This is a genomic window from Mesorhizobium sp. RSR380A, assembly GCF_054719385.1.
Window position 1 is genome coordinate 4,718,477 of sequence record NZ_JBTTIB010000001.1, and the last position, 16,339, is coordinate 4,734,815.

The following is a 16,339-nucleotide window of genomic DNA, read 5'->3' on the forward strand; positions in this document are numbered from 1 at the left end:
CGGTCAAACCGCGTTTGTCAGCCGCACGAATTCCTCGACGCTGAGCGTCTCCGCACGCCGGGTCGGATCGATGCCGGCGCGCGTCAGCAGTGCCTCGCCACCCAGGCTCTTCACGCTCTGCCGCAGCATTTTCCGGCGCTGGCCGAAAGCGGCTTCGGTGACGCGACCGAGTTTTTTCACGTCGGTTGACAAAGGGCTGGCGCGCGGCACCAGATGCACCACCGAGGACGTTACCTTGGGTGGCGGCGTGAACGCTTGCGGCGGCACGTCGAAGGCGATCCTCGCCTCGGTCCGCCAGCCCGCCAGCACGCCGAGCCGGCCATAAGCATCGCTGCCGGCACCGGCGACAATGCGCTCGGCCACCTCGCGCTGGAACATCAGCGTCATCGATTGATAGAAGGGTGGCCAGTCCGCCACCGTCAGCCAACGGATCAACAGCTCGGTGCCGATATTATAGGGCAGGTTGGCGGCAACCCTCACGGGGCCGCCGCCTTGTGACGCGGCCTTGGCAAGAGTGGCAAAATCCGTCTTCAGCGCGTCGCCGCTGATCACCTCGAGTCGGCCCGAATAGTGGTTGGAGACCTCGGCCAAGGCCGCCAGGCAGCGTTCGTCGCGCTCGATGGCGACAACGCGACGGGCACCGGCAGAGAGCAGCGCCCTGGTCAGCCCGCCGGGGCCGGGGCCGACCTCGATTACCGTACTGTCGCTAAGGTCCCCGGCGACGCGCGCGATCTTGCCGGTCAAATTGAGGTCGAGCAGGAAATTCTGGCCAAGCGCCTTCTTTGCCTGCAGTCCATGGCGCTCGATCACCTCGCGCAGCGGCGGCAGCCCGTCAATGCTCATGAATTTTGGGCTCATGATTTGGGCTCATGATTTTTGGCTCATGCAACTGCTGGCTTTGCGCCGGTATCGGCCAGCCGGCGGGCCAGCTTCAGCGCCGCGATCAGGCTGTCGGGACGTGCGATGCCCTTGCCGGCGATGTCGAAGGCTGTGCCGTGATCGGGCGAGGTGCGGATGAACGGCAGGCCAAGCGTGACGTTGACGGCCTCGTCGAAGGCCAGCGCCTTGGCCGGGATCAACGCCTGGTCGTGATACATGCAGACCGCCACGTCATAGCCGGCGCGAGCGCGCGCATGAAACATCGTATCGGCCGGCAGCGGTCCGAAGGCATCGATGCCTTGCGCCCGCAACATGTCGACCGCAGGACGAATGATGCGCTCGTCCTCTGTCCCCATGCCGCCGCTTTCGCCGGCATGCGGATTGAGGCCGGCAAGCGCGAGCCTCGGCCTGGCGATGCCGAAACGGCGTGCAAGATCGCCGGCGGTGATGCGCGCGATGGCAACGATCAGCTCCGTCGTCAGCGTCTTCGGCACCTCGGCCAGCGCGATGTGGATGGTGACCGGAACGGTGCGCAATTCGGGGCCGGCGAGCAGCATCACCGGCGTCACCGTGCCGCCGGTGTGGAGCGAGGCCAGATGCGCCAGATATTCGGTGTGACCGGGAAAGCCGAAGCCGGCATCGTAAAGCGGCTTCTTCGCGATCGGACAGGTGACGACCGCGGCCGCGTGACCGGCAAGGCAGTCGGCGACGGCGCGATCGATGGCCTCGATGATGCCGGCGGCATTGGCCGGGTCGGGCCGGCCGGGATCGTCGGTGAAGTGGGCCGCCAGCGGCACCACGGGCAAGGCGTGTTGAAAGACACCAGCTGCTTGGGCCGGCACCGTCTCGGCGATTGCCACCGCCGCGCCGAGCCGGCGCGCCCGCGCGGCAATCAGCGCCGGGTCGGCGAGAAGGTAGAAGGGCGCGGCACCGGAACCGCGGGCGCTCTGCCACGCGGCAATGGCGATTTCCGGACCGACGCCGGATGGATCGCCGACGCTCAGCGCCAGCGGAAGCTCTGTCTCACGCACGGCTGGGCCGGTTCAGCGCGTAACGATCTTGGCTTTCGCCTTCAGCTCTTCGACATATTTGGCCGAGAGCTCGTCGGCGTTCTTGTCGCCGCTGCCTTCGCTCTGGAACACCATCTGGGCCGCCTTGTCGTCGGAAACCTCTCGCGACGAGCAGATGCCGATGAATTCAATGCCGCGATCGGTCTCGCGCACGGCCGTGGCGCCGCCCAGCTTGGTGGCCTTGATCTGCTCGGCCCAGTCCGGCGGCAGTTGCGGCGCCAGCAATCGGGGGAGGTCGCGAACGGTGACGTCGATCAGGCCCTTGGCGAATTCACGCGTGGTGTTGCAGCCATTGAAGCGGGCGCGCATGGCTTCAGCCTCGCGCTTGCGTTTGGCGAGTGTGGCACTGCGCTCGGCCTTCGGCACCACGAAGATCACCTGCTGCAGCATGTACTCGGTGGCGCTTGGCTTGGCGCCGCCTTTTTCGAGCATGCGCTTGACCAGATCCTGTTCGCTCACCTCCCCGCCGCCGCCGCTGTAGCGTGCGCTCAGCGCCTGGTTCCACGCCATCTGGGAGCGGATGAATTCCTTGAAATGCTCCTTGGTCACGCCGGACTGCGCCATGACACCGTCGAGCTGCTTGAGCTGCATCTTGTTGCTCGAGGCAAAGCGCTGATAGGCAGCCTCTACCTGGGCGTCGGAGATGCGGATGCCGAGACGCCTGGCCTCCGCCATGCGCAGCGTCTGGTCGATCATTTCCTGACCCGCGTCACCCTTCTTGCGCTGCAGTTTCAGGAAGGCAGCCCGGTGCGCGATGTCGCCGGTGGTGATCGGCATGTTGTTGACGACATACTTGATTTCACTGGCGAAGGCCGGCGGTACCATCATGGTGGCAGAGACCGAGGTCGCCGCCAACAGGAGCGCGAATCCTGCCGAAAACAGGTATTTCCTCATCGAAAGCATCCCAATTCTACCCGGTTTTGGCCGATTCCAGCCCGATATTGGCGAAATCCGTGCCCGCTTTATGCGGCAAAACGATGTCGTCAGCCGGCTCTACTGGATGGAGTCGATCGAGCTTTGGGACGAGCCGAAATCGCCGAGCGTGCGGAACGACAGGTTGAAGCCGACATTCTGCGACACTTCCTTGGTGTTGATGTCGCGTGATTCCGAGTACGTCATCAGGTAGGTGAAGCAGGAATCATTGTAGGCAAAGCCGACGCCGTCCTTGACCAGCACGCTTTGTTGCAGGTCGTAGGTGCCGGTGCCGAAGACGCGCCAGTTTTCGGCCAGGTGCGTCGAGGCGCCGAGCGTGACTTCGTGGCGATCGGTGGTGAAACCATAGAGCGGCTGCGCCTGGATGAAGGCGTATTTGGCGCTCAGCGAAACCGGCAGCCCGGAATAGGCGGCCTTCACCTCGGCACGGCGAACTTCGAAGGTCTGCTCGTCGAAGCGGCCGCTGAGCGAACCGGAGAAGCCGCTCGGGCTGCTGAAGCCGACAAGGCCGACATAGTCGGAGGTCGAAGTCTCCAGGCCCGAATTAGCAGCCCCATCGACATTGGCGCCGACATTGACCAGATCCGGCGAATTGAAGGAGTTGCGGCCGCCCAGCTGGTAGGATTGGCCGAAGATGGCATTGGTGCCCCAGCCATTGTCATATGCGCCGGAATAGCGGAATCCGACATTGGCGCGGCTGCCGCCTTCGACGCGGTCGTAGCCGGAGAACTTGTCGCGCTCGAACAGCGTCGTGGCATCGAAGACGAAGCTCTGTGCGTCCTCGTTGGGAACGGCGAGCCCGCCGACATACTGCTCGTTCGGGCGCATGAAGACCTGCGCCATCGGCTCGACGATATGGCTGGAGCCGGCCATCGAAAACAGCACCGGCCAGCGCATCTCAAGGCCGGCGGTCGCCATGTAACGGGCGAAGGAAGACCGCATGTCGTCGGCGGCACCGACATTCGTTGCCATCTGGTTTACCGCAGTCAGCGAAGCCGAAGAAGCGTTGAGATAGTCGACGTCGCCCTGCAGAGCCAGAAGGGGCGTCAACTGCAATCCGCCGTCCGTGGTGAAGGTACGCTTCCATTCGGCTTCGGCGGTGAGGCGACCGGATTCGCCCTCGATGCCGCGCACGCGCTGGACGCCGGAGCCCGGCACGTAGGGCGTAAAATAGGCCTGATCGAGATCGTCGCGGCGAATGACTCGTGCATTGACGTTGAACGACAGCTGGCCGCCGGCCACCGACATGTCGGGGATGTAGGCATAGTCGAGCGACGGCAACACCCAGGGCTGCTTGTCGCTGCGCGATGCGACGTTGCCGTCCGGTGTGTTTTCCTGAACCTGGAAGCGCATGGCGCGCACATCGAAATAATTGCGGTCGTTTAGGCCGGTCAGGTAGACCGACGATTGATGCACGGCGTCGTTGTAGCCTTCGATCGTGTAGGTACGCGAAAAATTCTTGTCGGTCTGAAGCAGGATATCCCAGCCGAAGTCCCAGCGCGGATTGATGGCGAACTGGCCTTTGGTGCCCATCATCCCGCGGAATTTGTTCGGATCGCCTGCTGGCCCCGAATTGACATTGTAGCCGCCGGGGAAAGCCGCGAAATCACGGAAAGCGCCAGGGTCCTGCTGGTTGATTCCGGCAAGCTTCAGCGTGTATTGGCCATTGTTGAAGCGCTGGCGCCACTCGGCCTCGCCGAGGAAACCCTGCTTGGTGTAGCCGCTGCCCGTAACGGTGAGGTCATAGGTCGGCGACAGGGCAAAATAGTAGGGGACTTTGACGCCGACGCCGAGACGGTTGTTGTAGCCGATGCTGGGGATCAGGAAGCCGCTTTTGCGCTTGACCGTAGGGTCGGCGATCTCGAACGCCGGCAGATAAGCCAGCGGGAAGCCGAAGAATTCGAAATTCGCGTTCTCGAAGCGAACCGTCTTCTTTTCGCCGTTCCAAATGATCTTCCTGGCTTTGATCCGCCAGGTCGGCGCCTTGTCCGGCTTGTCTTCGCAAGGCTCGCAGGCCGTATAGACGCCGTTGTGGAACGTTGTCAGCACGCCGCCCATACGCTCGGCGCTTTCGGCGGCGAAATAGGCTTTTTCGGGCGTTTCGACGCGCAGCGCATTGACGAAACCGTCAGCGAAATCGTCGGTAATATCGATATGCTGCGAGTTGATCTTGGTGCCGTCGCTGTTGACGATCTCGACATTGCCGCTGGCAACCAGCCGCTTGGTGTTTCGGTCATAGACGACGCGTTGGGCGACGAGCTTGTTGCCGCCATAGTCGATCTGGACGCCGCCGATGGCGGTGACCGTCTGGTTGTCGTTGTTATAGACGAGCGTGTCTGCCGCCAGCAGCATCTGGGAGCCGGAAGGAACCTTCGTTGCCACGTCGGTGACGTCCTGCGCCAGCGCAGGAGCCGTCAGCACGCCGCAGGCGAGCAGGCATGCCAAGGCGCTCGCCGAATAGAGGCGCGCCAAACCGGCCTGCCTATGGCTGCGCAAAGCCGCCTCCCTCACTAGCCGTCTTCCTTGTATAGCAGGAATGTCACCCCAAAGAACATAGCCACGACAACCGGAACCCATGCAGCCACGGCTGTGGGCACGAATCCCGCCACGCCGAATGCCTTGACCAATACCGAAACGACATAAAGCAGAAAGCCGGCGAGGACGCCACCCAGAATCATCGTTGCCGACTGCCCCATCCTCGCAAATCGCATTGAAACTGTTGCCGCAATCAGCGTCATGGCCACAAGCAGGAACGGTAACGCCACCAGCGAATCGAACTGCATGGCGAAGGCATTTGCCTTGAGGCCGAAGGAGCGGGCAACCTCAATCTTGCCGGGAAGGTCGTAAAACGGGATGGTTTCGGGGCGCGCCAGCCGTTCCTGCACGAATTCCGGCTTGAGGTTGGTCGGCAACTGGTCGGTCGTTTCGGAACGGATGTTGCCGTCCTTGAACACCTTGACGTCCTGCAATTCCCAGTAGCCGTCGCGCAGAAAGGCCCGCGCGGCGTCCTTGCGCTCGACGATGTTGCCCTGCGGATCGAGGACGAAGAACACGGTGTCGGCCATTTCCAGGCCCTGGTTCAGGATGGCGCGGGCGCCGATGATGGTGTCGCCCGAGTTGGTTTTCTGGCGGATCCACGGCGTGGCATCGGCCGCCACCACGTTCGAATTGCCGGATCGCAGCTGGTTTTCCATCTGCTCCGACCATGAGAAGCCATGCGCGGCGATCGGATTGAGCACGCCGACCGATAGTATGCCGAATAACAGCGCACCTATGCAGCAGGGCAACAGAAACTGCCAGGCCGACACTCCGGCCGATCGCGCAATCACCAGCTCGTATTTGCGGTTGAGCGACACCAGCGTCGCCATCGCCGAGAACAGGCCGACGAACGGCACCGTCTGCAGCATGATCATTGGCATCCTCAGCGCCGAGATCGCGACCGCCGTGCCGTAGGTGAAGCCCGGCAGGCCGGTGATGCGGCCGGACAGCTCGGTGAAGTCGATCAGGAACACCAGCGCCAGAAGGCCGATGAAGAACCAGATCGTGATCGACACGTAGCGAAAGAAGAAGTAGCGGCCCAGGGTCCAGCCCATCGTCAGGCTCCCTGGCCGGATGTGTAGCGCCGATTGAGGCGCAGCTTGAGCGCCGTCCAGCCATCGCTGACGCGGCCGGCGAAATTAGTCATCCAGTCGGCCCAGCTGCCGGGCAGTTCCATGCTTCGCGAGGTGACGATGAACCAGATGGCGACCGCCGAGGCGATGACCGGCACGCCATAGACCATATAGGCGTATTGCGGGATCTTGTCGGCCTTGCCGGCGGCAAAGAAGCCCAGCCAGCGCACGAACAGCGCAATGGCGATGGCTGTGATCAGCGGGTGGATGCGCGCCTCGCGGTGTGAGCGCGCATCGCCTGCCACGGCCAGCGCGATCAGCGCGAACACCAGCGAATAGGACCATTCGGAAAAGCGCTGGTCGAGCTCGGCCTTGTAGGCGCCGGGCCTGCGCTGGAAGATCTTGTCGTTCGGATCCGGGTTGAGCAGGTATTGCGTCGTTCGGTCCTTGGGCAGGAGCATGATATCGTTCGCCGCCGACATGAAGGCGGAAAGGTCGAAGGCGTAGGACGTGAAGCGGATGACCGACAGGTCGCCGGTCAGCGTCTTGCGATGAATGACGCCGTCATTCATCATCAGCACCTTCTCGTCACCCTTTTCGACGACGCTGCCGCTCTTGGCATAATAGATCAGATTGGCGCCTTCCTCGCGCGAATCGGCCACGAAGATGCCGCCGAGCCGGTTGTCCGGCAGCCGCTCGCCTATCTGCAGGAACAGCCCGTCGTCGATCTTGCGGAACGTGCCTTCCTGGATGATCAGCGACAAGAGATCGGCGCGCGAGGACGCGATCAGTTGGCGGTTCTTCTGCCTGGCATAGGGTTCGACGCCATTGTCGACCGCGAAGGAAAAGACGCTGGCCGCCAGCGCAATCAGCAGGACCGGCCGCACAATCGTCCAGCGCGAGGCGCCGGCGGCGTTGATGACGGCCAATTCCGAATCGGAGTTCATGACGCTGAGCGTCTGGGCAACCGCCACCACCAGGGCGAACGGGACCACGATCGGGATGATGGTGGGGATGATGAGGCCCGCGACCTCGAAAAAAGTCAGCGCCGATTGGCCACTGTCGGTGACCAGGTCGATGCGGGCAAGCACCTGCGTCGTCCAGACAATGGCCAGCGTCCAGATCAGCGCAGCGAGAAACACCGCCAGTGCGCGACGCATGATGTAGCGTTCAACGACCTTCATGTAAGGCTTTTCTCGATTTGCCGAACGGCATCATGCCCGCGGACAAGGTAGTCGTCCGGCTGCGGCTGTACAACTGGGTGCGTTTGGCCATTTCTTTCAGGCGGTTCGATCCGATTCTCCGTCCCACATCGCCCGTCCCGCAGGCCGGAGTGTCGGCGGCAATGGATAAGAAAGGGAGAACATCAATGGTTAACAACAGGTTGCGGCAGGAAAGCGGGGCCGTGCCGCGACGAATCGTTATCGATTCCGCTGCGCATATGAGCCCTGATTCCGGCAAAGTCTTGCCAAATCAAGGAAAACGACCAAATGTCGCGCATCTTCCCTGAGAATGCATTTTTCCTGAAAATCTGAGCCGTTTCCCGAAAGCAGGACCTGATGACTTTGAGACCATTGATCGCCTTCGCCAAATTTGCCGCACCCAAAAAGGGCAGCATCTTCGTGCTGGCGGCCGACGATGGTGGTCTTGGCGAACCGGCAAAGGCCTGCGACCCGGCAGGAACGCTGGCGCGGGCGTTTCCGGTGGCGGAGTTTTCCGGCAAATTCGCCGGTGTCGTCGAAGTACTGGCGCCGCAGGGAACATCGCTCGACCGACTGGTGGCGGTCGGCGCCGGCAAGGTCGCCGGCCTCGATGACTTTGCCTGGCTGAAGCTTGGCGGCACCATCGCCGCGTCCCTGCGCAAGGCAGCGGAGGTGGCCGTCATCCTCGATGTGCCGGGCGCAAAGATTGGCGGCAGGCAAGCGGCGAACCTTGCCGCCGGCATCATTCTGCGCAGCTACTCCTTCGACAAATACAAGACCAGGAAAGACAAGGACGATGCCGAGCCGAAGAAACCGGTCAAGGTGACCATCCACACCGCCGATCCTGCCGCGGCGAAAAAGGCCTTCGCCGACGAGGTTGCGGTCATCGACGGCGTGCTTCTGGCGCGCGACCTTGTCAACGAACCGGCCAATACGCTCGGCCCGATCGAATTCGCCGCCCGCGCCAAGGAACTGGAAGCGCTCGGCGTCGAGGTCGAGATCCTCACCGAGAAGGAAATGAAGAAGCTCGGCATGGGCTCGCTCCTCGGTGTCGCGCAGGGTTCGCCGCGCGGCGCCCGGATGGCTGTCATGCAATGGAAGGGCGGCAAGGCCAAGGACGCACCGGTCGCCTTCGTCGGCAAGGGCGTCACCTTCGACACCGGCGGCAATTCTATGAAGCCGGCCTCCGGCATGGAAGACATGAAGGGCGACATGGGCGGTGCCGCGGCCGTCATCGGGCTCATCCAGGCGCTGGCCGCGCGAAAGGCCAAGGCCAATGTCGTCGGCATCGTCGGGCTGGTGGAAAATGCCGTCGACGGCCATGCCCAGCGCCCCGGCGACATCGTCACCTCGATGTCGGGTCAGACCATCGAGGTGCTCAACACCGACGCCGAAGGACGCCTCGTTCTGGCCGACGCGCTGTGGTATTGCAACGACCGCTTCCAGCCGAAATTCATGGTCAATCTGGCGACGCTGACCGGCGCCATCATGGTCGCGCTCGGCCAGCATTATGCCGGCCTGTTCTCCAACAATGACGAACTTTCGGACAGGTTGACGGCGGCCGGCCAGGCGACGCAGGAGCGGCTCTGGCGCATGCCGCTTGGGCCCGAATACGACAAGCTGATCGATTCCAAGAACGCCGACATGAAGAACATCGGCGGCCGCTATGGTGGCGCCATCATCGCCGCGCAGTTCCTGCAGCGGTTCGTCAAGGAAACGCCGTGGGCGCATCTCGACATCGCCGGCACCGCGATGGGCTCGCCGCCGAGCGAGATCAACCAGTCCTGGGGCTCGGGTTTCGGCGTCAGGCTGCTCGACCGGCTGGTGCGCGACAATTACGAGGGATAAGGCAGGGAATGGCCGATGTCCTGTTCTACCACCTGACCGAATCGACGCTGGAGGATGCGCTGCCGGGCCTGCTCGAGCGCAGCATCGATCGCGGCTGGCGAGCCGTGGTGCAGACCGGCACCGAAGAGCGGCGCGACGCGCTCGACCAGCATCTGTGGACGTTCAGGGACGATTCGTTCCTCGCGCACGCGACCGACCGTGAAGCCCATCCGGCCGAACAGCCAATCCTTCTCACCACAAGCGACGCCAACCCCAACCAGGCGCAGATACGCTTCCTCGTCGATGGCGCCGCACCCGCGGATCTCGCCGGCTACGAACGCGCCGTGTTCCTGTTCGACGGCCATGACGCGGCCCAGGTCGAAAGCGCGCGGACGCATTGGAAGGTATTGAAAGAAGCGGGCCACGCGGTCACCTACTGGCAGCAGACGCCCGACCGCCGCTGGGAGCGCAAGGCGTAAGCGCTTTTGCCGGCGCGTCTTGAAAACGACGCTGTTGTCGCCGAACGATCCGACTTAGGAATTGCGAAAAGCGCAACTCAAGCGGCGGGCTGAGAATGCGGATCAGGATCATCGGAACCGGGCGAGCCGTGCCGGCTCGATGCGTGACCTCGCGCGCCCTCGACGCGCGGCTGGGGTTTGGCGACGGACATTTCGAGGCCGCGACCGGCGTCATCGAACGCTATGTCTGCGACGCCGAGTCGCAGGTCGACCTTGCTTGTGCCGCAGCCCGTCTGGCGCTTGCCGATGCCGAACTTGAGGCAGGCAGTGTCGATCTGGTTATCGGCGGTTGCGGCGTGCCTTACCAGCCGTTGCCGTCGACGGCGCCGCTGGTCATGCAGCGCCTCGGCCTTGCCGATGGGTCGGCGGCCGCCTTCGACGTCAACAGCACCTGCCTCGGCTTCCTCACAGCCTTCGAGACCGCGTCGCGCCTGATCGAGGCCGGGCAATGCCGGACGGCGCTGGTGTTCTCGTCTGAAATCGCCTCGCGCGCCCTGCCGTGGCAGGACCAGCCGGAAATTGCTGCCCTCTTCGGCGATGGCGCGGCGGCCGCCGTGCTGCAACAGGCCCCAAGCGAGGGTCGGGTCGCGGCCAACCTGATGCGCACCTACCCTTCCGCCTATGAGGCCTGCAGCATCGGCTCCGGCGGCACCCGGTTTGACTTTCATCGTGAGCCCGAGGAATTCGCCCGCCACAGCCTGTTCCACATGGACGGCAAGGAACTGTTTCGCGTCACGTCACGCCATTTCAACGGCTTTGTAGCGGAGTTGCTCGATCGCGCCGGCTGGCGGCACGACGATGTCGACCTCGTCGTGCCGCATCAGGCGAGCCCTTTGGCGCTCGCCCACATGGCGCGCCAGACCGGCTTCGCCAGGGAAAAGCTGGTCGACATCGCGGCGCGCTACGGCAATCAGATCGCCGCTTCCATCCCCTTTGCGCTCGACGTCGCGCGCCGCGAACAACGCATTGTGCCGGGCGCCAAGGTGCTGTTCCTCGGCACCTCGGCCGGCGTGTCGTTCGGCGGCATGGCGCTGGAAGCATGACCGTGGGACGCGTCCTCGTCACCGGCGCCAGCGGCTTCCTCGGCGCGCATGTCATGGCGCGGCTGGCTGCACTGGGCACACCGGCGCTGGGTCTTGGCAGGGACGCCAAACGCTGCGCGGCGCTCGAAGCCGCTGGTCATCGGGTCGTTCGGCTCGATTTGTCTCAACCATTCGATGCAGCTGCCGCGCGCGCTCTCGACGGCGTCGATGCGATCATCCACTGCGCGGCACTTTCCGCGCCCTTCGGCAGGTTGGCGGATTTCCAGACGGCAAATGTCACAGCTACCCGCAACCTCAGCGATTTCGCGCGCGGGCAAGGCGTGCGCCGCTTCGTCCATATCTCCAGCCCGACGGTCTGTTTCGCCTATCGCGACCAGCTCGGAGTTCCCGAGAATGCGGCCTTGCCCCCTCCGGTCAATCACTATGCCCGCACCAAGCGGCAGGCCGAGGAGATCGTGCTGGCGGCGCCTGAGATCAGCCCGGTGGTGCTGCGGCCGCGCGGCCTCTACGGTCCCGGCGATCGCACGCTGCTGCCGCGTCTGCTGCAGGTGGCACGGCAGCGCCCGCTGCCGCTGTTTCGCGACGGCAAGGCGCGCATCGATCTCACTTATATAGAGGATGTCGTCGATGCGGTGCTTGCCGCGCTGTCCGCCGGGAGCGCTGCCGAGGGACAGATATTCAACATCTCCGGCGGCGAAGTGGTGCCGGTCCGCCGCATTGCCGAGGCGGCCTGCGCCCGCGCCGGCGTGCAGCCGCGCTGGCGCAGAATGCCGCTCTGGCCCGCCATGCTGACGGCCGGGATAGCGGAGGCGGTAGCGAATATATTGCCCGGCCGCCCGGAACCGCCGGTGACGCGCTACGGTCTTGGCCTGTTCGCCTATGCGCAGAGCCTCGATCTTTCCAAGGCAGGCCGCATCCTCGGCTGGGCGCCGAAAGTGTCGTTCGAGGAAGGGCTCGATCGCACATTCGGCAAGGCGATGGAAAGCAGGAGGGCAGCGTGAAGATCGTCTTCGCCAACAGCGCCTCTGTCAGCGCAGCCGAGCGCCTGATCCTGCGCGGCGGCAGCTGGGCGAAGGTCAGGCTACGTGTCCGCTACGGCCTGATCATGCATCCACAGGCCGGCCCCGTACTGATCGATACCGGCTACACGCCGCATGTGACACAAGGCAGCGAGCGCAGCACGGCGCTGCGTCTTTACATTGCGATCCTCCGGCCCCAGCTCAACGAAGCCGAGCAGCCGCTCGCGGTACTGGCGCGCTTCGGCCTCTCGCCGCAGGACGTCCGCACCGTCATTGTCACGCATTTCCATGCCGACCACATGTCGGGCCTGTCGCTGTTTCCCAACGCTCGGCTTATCGCCAATGACACCGCCTGGGCGCGGGCGAAGGCCAAGACTTCCCTGCAGAATCTGCGCCATGGCGTCTTCAAGGAACTGTTCCCGTCTGACTTCGAGGCCCGACTCGACGGGCTGTCGTCGAAGCGGCGGATCGAACCTCGCGGCGGCGTGCCAGGCGGCGCCGATCTGTTCGGCGACGGCAGCGTCGTCGCAGTCGATCTGCCCGGCCATGCCGATGGCCAGTTCGGCCTTTTGTTCCCCAATCTGGAGCGGCCGCTGCTCTACGCCGTCGATGCGCAATGGCTGATCAGAGCATTGGTGGAAAACCGAACTCCCGGTCTGCCTGCAACCCTGCTGGCCGAGGATGCCGCCGCGATCGAGCCGACCAGCGTAATGTTGCGTCGGTTTCTGGCGACCGGCGGCGAGGTTGTTCTTTGTCATGATCCGGCGGTGACGGCCTACGATGTGGCCGGAGAGAGCGCGTGAACGGGCCGGCCGAAGCGATCCGCTCGTTTGCGCTGACGCAATGGGTTTCGCGCAAAAGCCGCGAGAGTTTCGAGCGCTGGCAGGCGCAAGCCTTGCGCCGCTTTCTCGACCGCGACCTGCCGCGCGCGCCGTTCTACGGCAAGGCGCCGCGTCTTCTCGGCGACCTGCCGGTGACCGACAAGGCGACGGTGATGGGCAATTTCGAGCGCTTCAACATTCATGGCGTCTCGGCCGCCGAGGCCTGGAAGGCGCAGGCCGGCGATAGCCGCATTGGCGAGCTGACTGTCGGCTCCAGCACCGGCACGTCGGGCAATCGTGGCCTGTTCGTCATTTCCGAGGCGGAAAAATACCGCTGGCTGGGCACCATCCTGGCCAAGGCCGTGCCCGATCTGCTCTGGCTCCGGCAGCGCGTTGCGGTGGTCCTGCCGCAAAACACCGGGCTCTACGATAGCGCGCGCAAATCGCGGCGTATCGACCTGCGCTTCTTCGATCTGACGCGCGGTCCGGAGAGCTGGCGCGGCGCTCTCGAAGATTTCGCGCCGACGGTGATCATCGCGCCACCGAAGATACTGCGGCACTTCGCGGCCGAGGGCTTTCGGCTCAAGCCGCAGCGTGTCTTCAGCGCCGCCGAAACGCTCGACCCGGTTGACCGGCCGGTCATCGAGGCATTCTTTGGTGGTCAGGTCGACCAGATCTACATGGCGACCGAAGGGCTGTTCGCCGTCACCTGCCGCCAGGGCGGGCTGCATCTGGCCGAGGATTCGGTGTTCTTCGAGTTCGAACCGGCCGGCGACGGCCTGGTCATGCCGCTGATCACCGCCTTTCGCCGCCGGACCCAGATCATGGCGCGCTACCGGATGAACGATCTGCTGCGGCTGTCGGAAAAGCCATGCCGCTGCGGCTCGCCGCTGCGCACGCTGGACGAGATCGTCGGCCGCATGGACGACGCTTTCCGGCTCGCCTCGCCGCACGGGCAGCTCCTCGTCACGCCCGACATACTACGCAATGCGGTGCTCAAGGCCGACCGGCGCATCGACGATTTCCGCCTGGTCCAGACCGCTGAAGATGCAATCGAACTCAGCCTGGCCCCCGGGCTTGCCGACGAAGCCGCCACCGCTGCCCATCAGGCCGTGCGCAATTTGCTGGCGGCGCGCCAGGCGACAGCTTCGGTCAGCCTTGTTCGCAGGGACCTGCCGTTGGAGACCGGCCGCAAACTGCGTCGGGTCGAATGCCACCTGGGAGCGGCATCATGAACCGGCTCGCTATGTTGCCACTCGATCAGACGAACCGGGTAGAAAACAGCCCGCGTGAGGTCGAAGCCTTCGTTCAGCTTTTCAACGAGGTGCCGGTGCGCGACCTCGTGCGCAATCTGACAGTGGCTGTCGAAACCTTCGAGATCGCCGGCCGCTCCTTTCCGCTGACGCTGAACGACAGAAGCGAAGCGCCGAACTGCTATATCTGCTGCCCGTCCAGCGCCTATATCGACTATGCCATCGACGAGACCCGCAATTTCGTCTCCTCGCCCTTGCTGCAAAAAACGATGCGGATGCTGATCGGCCTGTGCGCGCCGCTGGTCAGGATGAGCGGCCTTGACCATCAGGTTCAGGTCAACAACTGGCTCTATTCGACCAATCCGGTGCCGCTGCTCGATCGCAACGCGGTCGCGGCGATGCGCGACGATCTCACCGCGCGTTTTCCAGATCGCGCTGTTTTCATCCGCTCCCTGAACGAGATCGCCGATCCCTCGACAATCGCAGCGCTGAAGGCGGAGGGTTTTCGAATGCTGGCGGCGCGGCAGATCTACATCTTCGCAGGCGACGGTTCGGCCATGACCAACGACATGAAGCGCGACCGCAAGCGGCTGCCCACGACGCCTTTCGAGCAGGTCGGCAATGGCGACTTCACCGAGGCCGACTATGCGCGCGCCGAAGCGCTCTACCGGATGCTCTATCTCGACAAATACACGCCGCTCAACCCGCACTACACGGCCCGCTATATCGGCGAGACGCACCGTCGCGGCATCCTGCAACTGGCAGGCCTGCGTCGTCCCGGCGGTGAACTGGTCGCCGTCGCCGCTTTGTCTCAGAACGGCAGGACACTGACGCAGCCCATCGTCGGCTACGACACCGGCCTCCCGGTGAGCGAAGGCCTTTACCGCATGATGATGGCGCTGGCGCAGGATCATGCGATGGCGCACAGCCTGTTCTTCAACATGAGCGCCGGTGCCGCCGCCTTCAAACGCTTGCGCGGCGCCGTGGCGACGGTGGAATACAACGCCGTCTATGCTGCCCATCTGCCGCGCCGCCAACGCATGGCGGTGCGGATCATGGAATTTGTGCTCGCGAAGATCGGCATTCCCCTGCTCAGGAGATTTGAACTTTGAGCGACACCCGGCAGCAGAAAGACAAAGACTATTGGCAGGCGGTGATGCGGTCTGCCGACATCAAAGCCAAGCCGAAGCGCATCCTGTTCGACGGCGCGCCACTGGTGCTGTTCCGCTCGGCGAAAGGCATTGCCGCCCTCTTCGACCGCTGCGCTCACCGCCTGGTCGAACTCTCGACCGGCAAGGTCGTCGGTGGCGAGATCGAATGTCCCTATCATGGCTGGCGCTACAATGGGGAAGGGCGCTGCACCGCCATTCCCGGCCATGTCGGCGACGTCCCGCATTACCGTATCCGCCGCTACAGCGCGATCGAGCGCGACGGCGTCGTCTTCGTCTCGGCAGGCACGCCTGAGGGCGAGCCCTATCTCCATTGCATGCAAGGCAAGGATGTCGTCGTGAAGCGGGTGCGAAGCTCGGCGCGATCGACGGTGCTCGACGCCGCCGAGAACATTCTCGACGCCACTCACACCCACTTCACCCACAAGGGTGTCCTGCGCGGCCTGACCGCAAAGCGCCATCTCGTGCGCGTCGAGGTGACCGGCGGCAAGGGCTGGGTCGAAAGCTGCTACACCGGCGAGGACCGCCAACAGGGGCTGGTCAGCCGGCTGCTGGAAGGCGAGCGCGCCAAGACCATCGGCCGCTACCGCCATCCCGGCATCGTCGAACTCGAATATTGGGGCAAGGGCGGCTTGGCGCTGGCGACCACTTTCCATTTGCGTCAGGCGGACGAACGGACCGTCGAAGGCGTCGGCTGGCTGATCGGCCCGCGACAGGGCCTGTTCGGCGAACTCAAGGCGCTTGCTTTCCGGCCGCTCTTTGCCTTTGCCCTGCAGCAGGATCGCCGTGTGCTGAAATCGGCCAGCGACAACGCCCGTATATCGCCGCAGGTTCAGCCGGCGATCGGCCCGCTGGATTTCCTGCGCCGCGACATAGCGGCGATCATCGACGGCAAGATGCCACCGGCGGCGGCAGAGCCGCGGGTGCACCAAATCGAGTTGTAATCTAAAGTTCACGGCACTTGATTCCAGTTCTGCTGTAAATTATAGTTCAC

General features: G+C 64.0%; 15 protein-coding genes. 9 read left to right on the forward strand and 6 right to left on the reverse strand.

The window, feature by feature from the left end; genetic code table 11:
- Positions 1-3: 3 nt before the first annotated feature.
- The 6 genes from rsmA to lptF form a co-directional block, all read right to left on the reverse strand.
- On the reverse strand, positions 4-843 hold the full coding sequence (gene rsmA / locus ACYG9Z_RS22670; RefSeq protein WP_023752525.1) for a 16S rRNA (adenine(1518)-N(6)/adenine(1519)-N(6))-dimethyltransferase RsmA: 840 nt from the start codon (positions 841-843) through the stop codon (positions 4-6).
- 38 nt (positions 844-881) lie between these two features.
- Complete coding sequence (pdxA, locus tag ACYG9Z_RS22675; protein WP_031244167.1) at positions 882-1,910, reverse strand: 4-hydroxythreonine-4-phosphate dehydrogenase PdxA; 1,029 nt, start codon at positions 1,908-1,910, stop codon at positions 882-884.
- Between the two features lie 12 nt (positions 1,911-1,922).
- Positions 1,923-2,852, reverse strand: a complete 930-nt coding sequence (locus ACYG9Z_RS22680) for a peptidylprolyl isomerase (RefSeq protein ID WP_023752527.1) — start codon at positions 2,850-2,852, stop codon at positions 1,923-1,925.
- A 90-nt stretch (positions 2,853-2,942) separates the two neighbouring features.
- Positions 2,943-5,393: an LPS-assembly protein LptD gene (locus ACYG9Z_RS22685; RefSeq protein ID WP_023685694.1), complete on the reverse strand. Its 2,451-nt coding sequence runs from the start codon at positions 5,391-5,393 to the stop codon at positions 2,943-2,945.
- Positions 5,393-6,475: an LPS export ABC transporter permease LptG gene (lptG, locus tag ACYG9Z_RS22690; RefSeq protein ID WP_023702945.1), complete on the reverse strand. Its 1,083-nt coding sequence runs from the start codon at positions 6,473-6,475 to the stop codon at positions 5,393-5,395. The genes ACYG9Z_RS22685 and lptG overlap by 1 nt, the downstream gene beginning before the upstream one ends.
- 2 nt (positions 6,476-6,477) lie before the next feature.
- Positions 6,478-7,677 carry an LPS export ABC transporter permease LptF gene (gene lptF / locus ACYG9Z_RS22695; protein WP_023672737.1) on the reverse strand — a complete coding sequence of 400 codons (1,200 nt, stop codon included), beginning with the start codon at positions 7,675-7,677 and terminating at the stop codon, positions 6,478-6,480.
- 32 nt (positions 7,678-7,709) lie between these two features.
- Between lptF and ACYG9Z_RS22700 the strand changes: the two genes are divergently transcribed.
- The 9 genes from ACYG9Z_RS22700 (at position 7,710) to ACYG9Z_RS22740 (ending at position 16,289) form a co-directional block, all read left to right on the forward strand.
- A complete protein-coding gene (locus tag ACYG9Z_RS22700) occupies positions 7,710-8,003 on the forward strand; it encodes a hypothetical protein (protein WP_155923279.1) in 294 nt (97 codons plus the stop codon).
- A gap of 49 nt (positions 8,004-8,052) precedes the next feature.
- Entirely contained in the window at positions 8,053-9,543 is a 1,491-nt protein-coding gene (locus ACYG9Z_RS22705) for a leucyl aminopeptidase (protein WP_023752528.1), read from the forward strand.
- Positions 9,544-9,551: 8 nt separating this feature from the next.
- Positions 9,552-10,001: a DNA polymerase III subunit chi gene (locus ACYG9Z_RS22710; RefSeq protein ID WP_023752529.1), complete on the forward strand. Its 450-nt coding sequence runs from the start codon at positions 9,552-9,554 to the stop codon at positions 9,999-10,001.
- Positions 10,002-10,144: 143 nt separating this feature from the next.
- A complete protein-coding gene (locus ACYG9Z_RS22715) occupies positions 10,145-11,083 on the forward strand; it encodes a 3-oxoacyl-ACP synthase III family protein (protein ID WP_245259941.1) in 939 nt (312 codons plus the stop codon).
- Positions 11,080-12,084, forward strand: coding sequence for an NAD-dependent epimerase/dehydratase family protein (locus tag ACYG9Z_RS22720; RefSeq protein ID WP_031197144.1), 1,005 nt, complete (start codon positions 11,080-11,082; stop codon positions 12,082-12,084). The genes ACYG9Z_RS22715 and ACYG9Z_RS22720 overlap by 4 nt, the downstream gene beginning before the upstream one ends.
- Positions 12,081-12,905, forward strand: a complete 825-nt coding sequence (locus tag ACYG9Z_RS22725; protein ID WP_023752531.1) for an MBL fold metallo-hydrolase — start codon at positions 12,081-12,083, stop codon at positions 12,903-12,905. Before ACYG9Z_RS22720 ends, ACYG9Z_RS22725 begins: the two co-directional genes overlap by 4 nt.
- Positions 12,902-14,158, forward strand: a complete 1,257-nt coding sequence (locus ACYG9Z_RS22730) for a F390 synthetase-related protein (protein WP_023733870.1) — start codon at positions 12,902-12,904, stop codon at positions 14,156-14,158. Before ACYG9Z_RS22725 ends, ACYG9Z_RS22730 begins: the two co-directional genes overlap by 4 nt.
- Positions 14,155-15,288 carry a GNAT family N-acetyltransferase gene (locus ACYG9Z_RS22735; protein WP_023711925.1) on the forward strand — a complete coding sequence of 378 codons (1,134 nt, stop codon included), beginning with the start codon at positions 14,155-14,157 and terminating at the stop codon, positions 15,286-15,288. The genes ACYG9Z_RS22730 and ACYG9Z_RS22735 overlap by 4 nt, the downstream gene beginning before the upstream one ends.
- Positions 15,285-16,289: a Rieske (2Fe-2S) protein gene (locus ACYG9Z_RS22740; RefSeq protein ID WP_023672745.1), complete on the forward strand. Its 1,005-nt coding sequence runs from the start codon at positions 15,285-15,287 to the stop codon at positions 16,287-16,289. Before ACYG9Z_RS22735 ends, ACYG9Z_RS22740 begins: the two co-directional genes overlap by 4 nt.
- Positions 16,290-16,339 lie beyond the last annotated feature (50 nt).

What these genes read in the sequence shown, in the direction of transcription:
- ACYG9Z_RS22735 (WP_023711925.1), top strand. Translation starts at nt 14,155, where the DNA reads ATGAACCGGCTCGCTATGTTGCCACTCGATCAGACGAACCGGGTAGAA.
- rsmA (WP_023752525.1), bottom strand. Translation starts at nt 843, where the DNA reads ATGAGCATTGACGGGCTGCCGCCGCTGCGCGAGGTGATCGAGCGCCAT.
- lptF (WP_023672737.1), bottom strand. Translation starts at nt 7,677, where the DNA reads ATGAAGGTCGTTGAACGCTACATCATGCGTCGCGCACTGGCGGTGTTT.
- ACYG9Z_RS22720 (WP_031197144.1), top strand. Translation starts at nt 11,080, where the DNA reads ATGACCGTGGGACGCGTCCTCGTCACCGGCGCCAGCGGCTTCCTCGGC.
- lptG (WP_023702945.1), bottom strand. Translation starts at nt 6,475, where the DNA reads ATGGGCTGGACCCTGGGCCGCTACTTCTTCTTTCGCTACGTGTCGATC.
- ACYG9Z_RS22700 (WP_155923279.1), top strand. Translation starts at nt 7,710, where the DNA reads ATGCCCGCGGACAAGGTAGTCGTCCGGCTGCGGCTGTACAACTGGGTG.
- ACYG9Z_RS22710 (WP_023752529.1), top strand. Translation starts at nt 9,552, where the DNA reads ATGGCCGATGTCCTGTTCTACCACCTGACCGAATCGACGCTGGAGGAT.
- ACYG9Z_RS22705 (WP_023752528.1), top strand. Translation starts at nt 8,053, where the DNA reads ATGACTTTGAGACCATTGATCGCCTTCGCCAAATTTGCCGCACCCAAA.
- ACYG9Z_RS22680 (WP_023752527.1), bottom strand. Translation starts at nt 2,852, where the DNA reads ATGCTTTCGATGAGGAAATACCTGTTTTCGGCAGGATTCGCGCTCCTG.